6 protein-coding genes and 1 pseudogene are annotated in these 8,384 nt (G+C 73.0%); all 7 read left to right on the top strand.

Annotated elements, in window-relative coordinates; all coding sequences use genetic code 11:
- The first annotated feature begins 752 nt into the window (after window positions 1–752).
- Window positions 753–2,438, top strand: a complete 1,686-nt coding sequence (locus tag ACIP5W_RS14460; protein WP_401471910.1) for a ribonuclease J — start codon at window positions 753–755, stop codon at window positions 2,436–2,438.
- Between the two features lie 806 nt (window positions 2,439–3,244).
- Window positions 3,245–3,367 (top strand): annotated as a pseudogene (locus ACIP5W_RS14455) (hypothetical protein); the annotation flags it as partial.
- Between the two features lie 85 nt (window positions 3,368–3,452).
- Window positions 3,453–3,815, top strand: coding sequence for a DUF5958 family protein (locus ACIP5W_RS14450; protein WP_401471907.1), 363 nt, complete (start codon window positions 3,453–3,455; stop codon window positions 3,813–3,815).
- A 144-nt stretch (window positions 3,816–3,959) separates the two neighbouring features.
- Window positions 3,960–5,114: a beta-ketoacyl synthase N-terminal-like domain-containing protein gene (locus tag ACIP5W_RS14445; protein WP_401471904.1), complete on the top strand. Its 1,155-nt coding sequence runs from the start codon at window positions 3,960–3,962 to the stop codon at window positions 5,112–5,114.
- Window positions 5,111–5,659 carry a polyketide synthase gene (locus ACIP5W_RS14440; RefSeq protein ID WP_401471901.1) on the top strand — a complete coding sequence of 183 codons (549 nt, stop codon included), beginning with the start codon at window positions 5,111–5,113 and terminating at the stop codon, window positions 5,657–5,659. The genes ACIP5W_RS14445 and ACIP5W_RS14440 overlap by 4 nt, the downstream gene beginning before the upstream one ends.
- The gene (locus ACIP5W_RS14435) at window positions 5,656–7,134 is read left to right on the top strand and encodes a class I adenylate-forming enzyme family protein (RefSeq protein WP_401471898.1); all 1,479 of its coding nucleotides are present in this window, start codon (window positions 5,656–5,658) and stop codon (window positions 7,132–7,134) included. The genes ACIP5W_RS14440 and ACIP5W_RS14435 overlap by 4 nt, the downstream gene beginning before the upstream one ends.
- A complete protein-coding gene (locus tag ACIP5W_RS14430; protein WP_401471895.1) occupies window positions 7,131–7,955 on the top strand; it encodes a thioesterase II family protein in 825 nt (274 codons plus the stop codon). The genes ACIP5W_RS14435 and ACIP5W_RS14430 overlap by 4 nt, the downstream gene beginning before the upstream one ends.
- Window positions 7,956–8,384: the final 429 nt, after the last annotated feature.

The following is an 8,384-nucleotide window of genomic DNA, read 5'->3' as shown; positions in this document are numbered from 1 at the left end:
CCTACGACGGCATCGGCATCGGCCAATGCATCACCAGCGCCCTCAAAGCCACCGAACACATCCTCACCCAACTCCCCACCACCACCCCCTAACCCACCCAGCCACCACCCCCCAACCCGACACCCCCCAACCCACCCACCCGGCCACCACACCCGACCACCACGGCACCCAACAGCAACCACCACCCACCACAGACGTGACCAGCACCCACCCACGCAGCAACCCATAAACATGCCCCGATGGGTCGACGAGACACCGACGACGCAGCTGTGGGTGACCGGAGAGGCATGGTGGGCTTGGTCGACGTCAGCTGCGTCGGGACGGAAACCGAGGTGCTCGGACGGAGACAGGTGACGGTCGGTACGACGATGTGGCGTGCGCTCACCGCCAGTGTCCCGGTGTGCGTCATGGGCTGGGGTGGGGAGTCCGGCCGGGGTTGGACCAGCAGGGTCTGGGCGCTCGGACCGGCGGACGCGTGGTGACACCGCCGCACCGCAAGTTCAAGTTCAAGTTCAAGAAGAATGCCCTGGACCGGTACGAGGAGATGTACGCGAGCGCCGGCGCAGAGCCCACTGCTCAGCGAACCGGTCGTGGCCACCTTGAGAGGCTGGCGCCTGCTGCGGAGACTCCGCCGCAGCACCAGCCGCATCACCGGCATCGTGAAGAGCCTCCCCGTCCTTCACCACGTATCGGCACGAGGTGGAGAACGGCTCAGTGGATCACCTCGGCAGACTCTCCGGTAACGTCGGAACATGAGTCATCCGCATCCCGAACTGAAGGCTGCCCCTCCCCTGGCCGAAGGAGGGCTGAGGGTCGTCGCCCTCGGCGGCCTGGGGGAGATCGGCCGCAACATGACCGTCTTCGAGCACGCCGGCAAGCTGCTCATCGTCGACTGCGGCGTGCTGTTCCCCGAAGAGACCCAGCCCGGCGTGGACGTGATCCTGCCGGACTTCACCTCGATCCGTGATCGCCTGGACGACATCGTGGCCGTGGTACTCACCCACGGCCACGAGGACCACATCGGTGGCGTGCCGTACCTGCTGCGAGAGCGCTCCGACATCCCTGTCGTGGGCTCGAAGCTGACACTGGCGTTCCTGGAGGCCAAACTCAAGGAGCACGGAATCCGGCCGCGCGCGGTGCGGGTACGGGAGGGCGACCGGCGCGGCTTCGGCCCCTTCGACTGCGAATTCGTGGCGGTCAACCACTCCATCCCGGACAGTCTCGCGGTCGCGATCCGCACCGGGGCCGGGCTGGTGCTGCACACCGGTGACTTCAAGATGGACCAGTTCCCGCTGGACGACCGCATCACCGACTTGCGCGCCTTCGCCCGCCTCGGTGAGGAAGGCGTCGATCTCTTCCTCACCGACTCCACCAATGCCGAGGTCCCGGGCTTCACCACCTCCGAGCGCGACCTGAACCCGGCGATCGAGCAAGTGATGCGTACGGCCCCGCGGCGGGTGATCGTCTCCAGTTTCGCCAGCCATGTGCACCGCATCCAACAGGTCCTGGACGCCGCCCACCAGCACGGCCGCAAGGTCGCCTTCGTGGGCCGCTCCATGGTCCGCAACATGGGCATCGCCCGCGACCTCGGATACCTGAAGGTTCCCAGAGGCCTGGTCGTGAACACCAAGGAACTGGAGAAGCTCCCCGACCACAAGATCACCCTGGTGTGCACCGGATCCCAGGGGGAGCCCATGGCGGCTCTGTCCCGGATGGCCAACCGCGACCACGTGATCCGCATCGGCAAGGGAGACACCGTCCTGCTCGCCAGTTCCCTGATCCCCGGCAACGAGAACGCCATCTACCGGGTGATCAACGGACTGACCCGATGGGGCGCCCACGTCGTCCACAAGGGCAACGCCAAGGTGCACGTCTCCGGGCACGCCAGCGCCGGTGAACTCGTGTACTGCTACAACATCGTCAAGCCCCGCAATGTCATGCCCGTGCACGGCGAATGGCGCCACCTGCAGGCCAACGCCGACCTGGCCATCCGTACGGGGGTCGATCCCGAGCGGGTGGTCATCGCCGAGGACGGCGTCGTCGTCGACCTCGTGGACGGGCGTGCGTCGATCACCGGCAAGGTCCCCGCGGGCAACATCTACGTGGACGGCATGGAGGTCGGCGGCGCCACCGAGGCGTCCCTGAAGGACCGCATCACCCTCGCGGAGGAAGGCGTGGTCACCGTGGTGGCCATCGTCGATGCCGACACGGGCGCCCTTGCCGAGACTCCCGACTTCCTGGCCCGCGGGTTCGTCCACGACGACACCACCTTCGAACCGGTCGTCCCCGTCATCGAGAAGACTCTGGCGACCGCAGCCCAGGAAGGCGTCGGCGACGCACACCAGCTGGAACAGCTCATCGCCCGTGCCGTGGCGAACTGGGCCTTCCGCACCCACCGCCGCAGGCCTCTCATCATCCCCGTCATCATCGACGCCTGACCGGCAGCCCCTTTCCGCTCTCCCGCCCCGACCCGCCCGCAGCAGGGACGGTTTCGCGCCTGCGTCCGCACCTGCGCGGAGCGGCGTTCGAGGCACCGGCTTCGGGTGCAGCGGCCGAATTGGGGACACCGAGTCGATCAGGGTCGTCCTGCCCACCCGAACGCGCCCGCGACCAGGCTCTTCACCGGGTGGCGTACGGCACAAGAACCGCAAGGCCGGGGCAGGCGCCAGAAGTCCCTGCGGCCGGTGTCAAGGCCGGGGTCGGGATCCTCAGGAGGTGCTGGTGAACGGTGTCGGTGATCACCAGGCGGGCAGGGCAGCCGTCGGCCTCGTTCGGCGGGCCCGGACACGAAGTCGTGGGTGCCGTCGGCGGAGTCCGTTCGGATGAGCTTCTGCCGCCCTCGTCGCCACTCCTTCGGCAACTGGGGCAAGGCCGGTCGGGCGGTGACGATGTGGTCAACAGCCGTGTTCGAGCCCGCGTTTCCCAGTCCGGTCAGGTCCGCACCGGTCTGGAGGGCGGCTGCCGCGTCACCCCGCCGGCCCGTCCTGCTGCGGAGCGCCGACCCGGCGCGTGTCATGCGCCATGAGATCAGCCGGTCCGCTGCCGCGGAGGACTGAAGGTCGTGGCGGACCATACCCTCGACGGGGTTCCCCCCTTCGCCGTGCTGGTGATCCCCGGCGGCGTCACTGCGGCGACCGGGGCGGACGCGGACGTCATCGACTGCTTCGCCCGGCGCCGGCCGGACGTCCGGGCACTCACCGACATCCGACGGGTCGACGACGGCGACACCGTCACCTCCGCCGGGATGAGCGCGGGCATCGACGGTTTCGACGCACTCGGGCCGGAGGACCAGCCGGAGGCACTGCTGTTCCTGCACCGCCACCGTGTCCAGGCGCGCACTGTCGCCGAGGACGGACCGGAGAGCATCCGCCGCTCCGGGCTACGCCCGACGCACACACCCGCGGTCCTGATCACCCGCGGTCCTGATCACCCGCGGCCGGATCGGGCACCGGTTGGGGAAGATCGCCTCTCTCACCCCGCTCGGCGAACGCCGCAAGGCATTCCGGCTGCCCGTCGCCGTACTCGCGGTCGCCGACGGACGACGGCGCGATCACTTCTGCTCCCACGGACGCGGTCACCGGTGGCACCACCTGCCCGGCGCTGACCGACCCTTCCGTCCTGGACACGACTCCGGTACTGCCTCAGACGCGTACACGGCCGGACGAACGGACAGCAGCAGCACGTCACCGCGGCGGCGCGGCAGACGCCGCGTCAGGTGGTCACGGGTGTGCCATGCCGCGCTACGCTCCCGTCGCCCGGTCAACGGACAGGCGCGCCCGGGGGACCGCCGGACCGCTGCGAGTGCGAGCCGGTGAGGGCCGTCGCGAGGGGTTGTCCCTTGCCACCCCAGAACTCCTTCGTTAATATGTGTTCACTGAATGCAAATAAGATTCCGATTAGCAAATAGAGGACGTCGCGCGCATCGCTCGGAGCATTTCTCGGAGCACCTGGGGGATTAATTGGGGGACTTCCTCGAAGCCGACCGCGGTCACGCCGTCTGCATCACCGGAATGGGCTGGACCACCGCTCTCGGAGACGGAATCGACCAGGTCTGGCAGCAGCTGACACACGGCCGCACCGGTGTCCGGGAGTTCCCGGGCGACGGCGGCGCACCCGTCGCCACCGCGGCCCTGCCGACCGACGAAGCCGCACACCGGCCCCCGTCCGAGCGGCAGGTCTCCCTCGCGGTGGCCACCGCTTCCGCCGCCCTGCGCGACGCCGGCTGCGCAGCCGCCGACGTCGGCGCCCTCGTCCTCGGCAGCAGCCTCGGCCCGCACCTCGACGACGCCGCAGGCATCCCGCCGCACACCCTCACCGCCGCCGTCGCCGAGCGGCTCGGCATCGCCCGCTCGGCCTCGGTGAGCACCGCCTGCTCGTCCGGGGCCGACGCCCTGCTCGCCGGGGCCGCCCTGCTCACCGGGGGTGAGGCCGAGCGCTGCCTGTGCGGCGGGATCGACCTGCTCACCGAGGGCAAGCTGCTGGGCCACCGGGCGCTCGGCACCCTGTCCCCCTCCGGCACCGTCCGCCCCTTCGACACCGACCGCGACGGCACCCTCTTCGGCGAGGGTGCCGGCTTCCTGCTGCTGGAGACCCGGGACGCGGCGACCGCCCGAGGCGCCCACGTCCTGGGCGAACTGCGCGGCTGGGGCGCCTCCAACGACGGCACCGGCCTCACCGCCCCCGACGAGAGCGGCGCGGGCGCGGTCCTCTCGGTGCGGCGGGCCCTGGCCAGGGCCGGGGCCGAGCCCGGCGACATCGCGGTGATCAACGCCCACGGCACCGGCACCCGGGCCAACGACAAGGCCGAGGCGTCCTGCTACCGCACGGTGTTCGGCGCCGGCTCCCGCACGCTCGTCTTCGCCACCAAGCCCGCCCTCGGCCACACACTGGGCGCCACCGGTGCCCTGGAGGCCATCGCGCTGCTCCTCGCCCTGCGGCACCGCACCGCACCCCCGGTGCCCGGCACCCGCTCGGTCATGCCGGAACTGTCCCTGCCCCTGGCCACCGGCCACGCCCGGGAGTTCACCGGTTCCCTCGGCATCAGCCTCACGCTCGGCTTCGGCGGCTTCAACACCTGCCTGCTCCTGGCGGGCCCGGACGGAGCGGCCGCGTGAACGGGGACCCGTGGTGCCCCGCGGGCACCACGGTCACCGGAGCGGCCCGCGTCGAGACCGAGGACCCGGCCACCGCGCGCCGCAGACTGCCCGGCGTGTACGCCGATCCCGTGGCCTGGCTGATGGCCGAGGCCGTGGCGGCCGCGCTGGAGGACTGCGGTGCCGCCGCCCCGGACCGTCCCGACGACGTGGGGGTGATCGCCGTGGCCGAGGGAGCCACGGCCCGCACCCTGGGAGCGCTGGCGGCCGCCGTCCCGAGCGGCCGGATATCCCCCATGCGGTTCGCGGGCGCCGGGCCGGGCTCCCCGGTCGGTGTCCTGTGCTCGGTGTTCGGCTTCCACGGGCCGGTGTCGATGCTGGCCATGCCCCCGGCGCCGGCCGCGCCGTTCACCAGAGCCCTGTGCGGCGACTGGCTGCTCGGCGACCCACCCAGCGCCGCGCACGTCCTGGTCGTCACGCACGTGACGACCGACGAAGGCAAGCACCAGGCGGAGTGCCTGGTCGTCAGTGGGCCGACGCCCACGCGGAGGCCCCGGAGAACATGACCGCGCAGAACCCGACCGACGACCGGCACCCCGCCCTCACGTCCCCGCTTCCCGGCCCCCCTCCCGGCACGCCGGGCGGCCCGCCCACCCCGGCCGCGAACCCGCTCGACCCGGCCGCCGTGCACGACTTCCTCGCCCGAACCGAGGAGGTCTCCGGCACCGCCGACCCCGAACCCTGCCCGCTGCCGGCCCTCGTGGAGCGGTTCGCGGCGCTGCCCGCCCCGCCGGGCGCGGTCGTCGTCATCGCCCTGCCCAACGGCGTTCGCGCGCTGCGCTTCTTCTTCGCCGTCTCCCTGGCCGGGCACACCCCCGTCCTGCTCTCCCCGTCCACCCCGGTCAGCCGGGTGCGCGAGGTGGCCCGGGAGCTGGGCGCCTGCGCGCTGGTGCGGGCCGCGATCCGCACCGAGGGCGTCACCGGCGTCATCCGCGCCGGCGGCGCCGACCTGGGCCTGTTCACCGACTGGCCGTACCGCGGCCACGGTCCCGGCCAGGTCGTACTGATGAGTTCCGGCACCTCGGGCATGGCCACCGGCTGTCTGCACTCCATGGACGCGCTGCTGCGCAACGCCCGCCGCCACGGCAGGTCCGTCGGCCAGCGCGCCGCCGACACCGCGCTGGTGAGCCTGCCCGTCTACTACTCCTTCGCCCTGGTGGCCCAGGTCCTCGGCGGTCTCGTGCACGGCTCGCGGCTGGTGATGGCCGGCCCGCCGTTCTCGGTCGCGGGCTATCTCGACACCGTCGCCGGCCGGGGCGTCACCCTCTCCTCCCTCACCCCGAGCCTGGTGAAGTCCGTGGTCACCGCGGGCGGCGAACTCCCCGGTGCGCTGCGCACCCTGACCGTCGGCGGACAGGCCCTCGACCCGTCGTACGTCTCGCGGCTGCTGAAGCTCAACCCCGAGCTGGCGCTCTTCGTCACCTACGGGCTGACCGAGGCCGGCCCGCGGGTGTCGACCCTGGCCGCGCACCGCGAACCCCCGCACCGGCACGGTTCGGTGGGCCTGCCGCTGGACGGCGTCGAGGTGCTCACCCGGCCCACCGGCACCGGGGAGCGGGAACTGCTCGTGCGCTCCGACACCGTCTACCGGCTCCGGGTCGGCGAGGCCGCGCCGTCCAAGCGGGGCGACCTGGTCGAGCCCGGGCTGCTGGCCACCGGCGACGTCGGGCATGTGGACGACGACGGGTACGTCCACGTCACCGGACGTTCCTCGGACTTCGCGATGGTGCGCGGCGAGAAGGTGTCCACGGCGACCGTGCGCCGGGCGGCCGAGTCGCTGCCCGGTGTGGTGCGCGCGGCGACCCGGATCACCGCCGTGGACGACGACTCCGCCACGCTCGCGCTCGACGTCTACGTCGACTCGGCGGTGCCCCCCTCCGAGGCGGAGCTACGGCGCCACCTGCGTTCCCTGCTCACCCGCAACGAGCTGCCACTGACCGTGCGGATCCGGCCGCTGGCCGCGGGTGAGCACCACAAGTGAGCGCGCCGGAGCCCCTGACCCTGTACTGCGTGCCGCACGCGGGCGGTTCCGCGCGCAGCTTCGTGCGCTGGCGGCGCGAGCTGCCGCCGGCGGTGGTGGTGGCACGGCCGCTGGAGATCGCGGGCAAGGGCCTGCGTTCCCGGGAGCCCCGTGCAACCACCCTGCGCGAGGCCGCCGCCGACCTGGCCGCCCGCGTCGACCCGGGCGGCCGCTACGCGCTGTTCGGGCACAGCATGGGCGGCCTCCTCGCCCACGAGACGGCGCAGGCCCTGGCCCGGCTGGGCCGGCCGGCCCCCGCATTCGTGGTGGTCGCCGCGGCCCGGCCCCCGCATCTCCTCGAGGACTCCTCCTACGGCCCGCTGCTCGAGCTCGGCGACGACGCCCTGCTGGACGCGCTCGCCGCCCACGGCCGGATTCCCCGTGAGGTGCGCACCTCACCGATGCGGCACCAGTTCGTGCCGGTGATCCGCGGTGACCTGGCACTCCTCGCGGGGTACCGCACCGATCCCCCGCCGCGGCCGCTGACCTGCGACCTCCTGACCTGGTACGGCACCGGCGACCCCGACACCCCGCCCGGGACGGCGGCCGGATGGCGCCCGTACACCCGTGCCGCCCACCGGACCGAGGCCTTCGCAGGCGGTCACTTCTTCCCCCACGAACTGTTCCCGGAGGTCGCGCGGCGGCTGGTGGAGCTGTCGGAGCGGGCACAGGGCCGGGGCAGGGGACGAGCAGAGGGGCAGGAGCGGACAGCGGGGCAGGAGCAGGCGCGGGGGCGGCTCCTCGGCCCTGCGTCCGGGCCGCGGAAGACGTCCGGGCGCTGACGGGGTCGCCGGGCCCGCCGGACGGGGGGGACGCCACACTGCCGGGCCGGCTCGCCAATCGCCCACACGCGAGGCCGCCGGGCCAGGACGCCCGGTGGTCCGGGGCCGCCACCGCGCGGCACCGCGGCGGCGGCCTGGCGTGGGGACGCCGCCACACCCCGGCCGGCTGGTGCACGGGTACGAACGCAGGATGCCCGGGCGGGAGCCTGCAGCCCGAGAGCCGGGAACCGAAGACCGACGGCCGAAGACCGGTAGCCGGTAGCCGGTAGCCGGTAGCCGGTAGCCGGTAGCCGGTAGCCGGTAGCCGGGAACAACGGCGGTGGGCGGGGGGGCGCCCCCCGGGGGGGGCCCCCCCCCCCCGGGCGGGGGGGCGGGGCGGGGGGGGGCCGGGCCCCCCCCCCCCCCCGGCCCCCCCCGCCCCGCGCGGCG

It is taken from the genome of Streptomyces sp. NPDC088766 (assembly GCF_044750845.1).
In the GTDB taxonomy this organism is placed as follows: Bacteria; Actinomycetota; Actinomycetes; order Streptomycetales; family Streptomycetaceae; genus Streptomyces.
The sequence above is the reverse complement of the archived record's forward strand: the minus strand, read 5'-3'. Positions and strand labels throughout refer to the sequence as shown.

Excerpts from the sequence above, each read along its gene's own strand:
- ACIP5W_RS14460 (WP_401471910.1), top strand. The coding sequence starts at position 753 with ATGAGTCATCCGCATCCCGAACTGAAGGCTGCCCCTCCCCTGGCCGAA.
- ACIP5W_RS14435 (WP_401471898.1), top strand. The coding sequence starts at position 5,656 with ATGACCGCGCAGAACCCGACCGACGACCGGCACCCCGCCCTCACGTCC.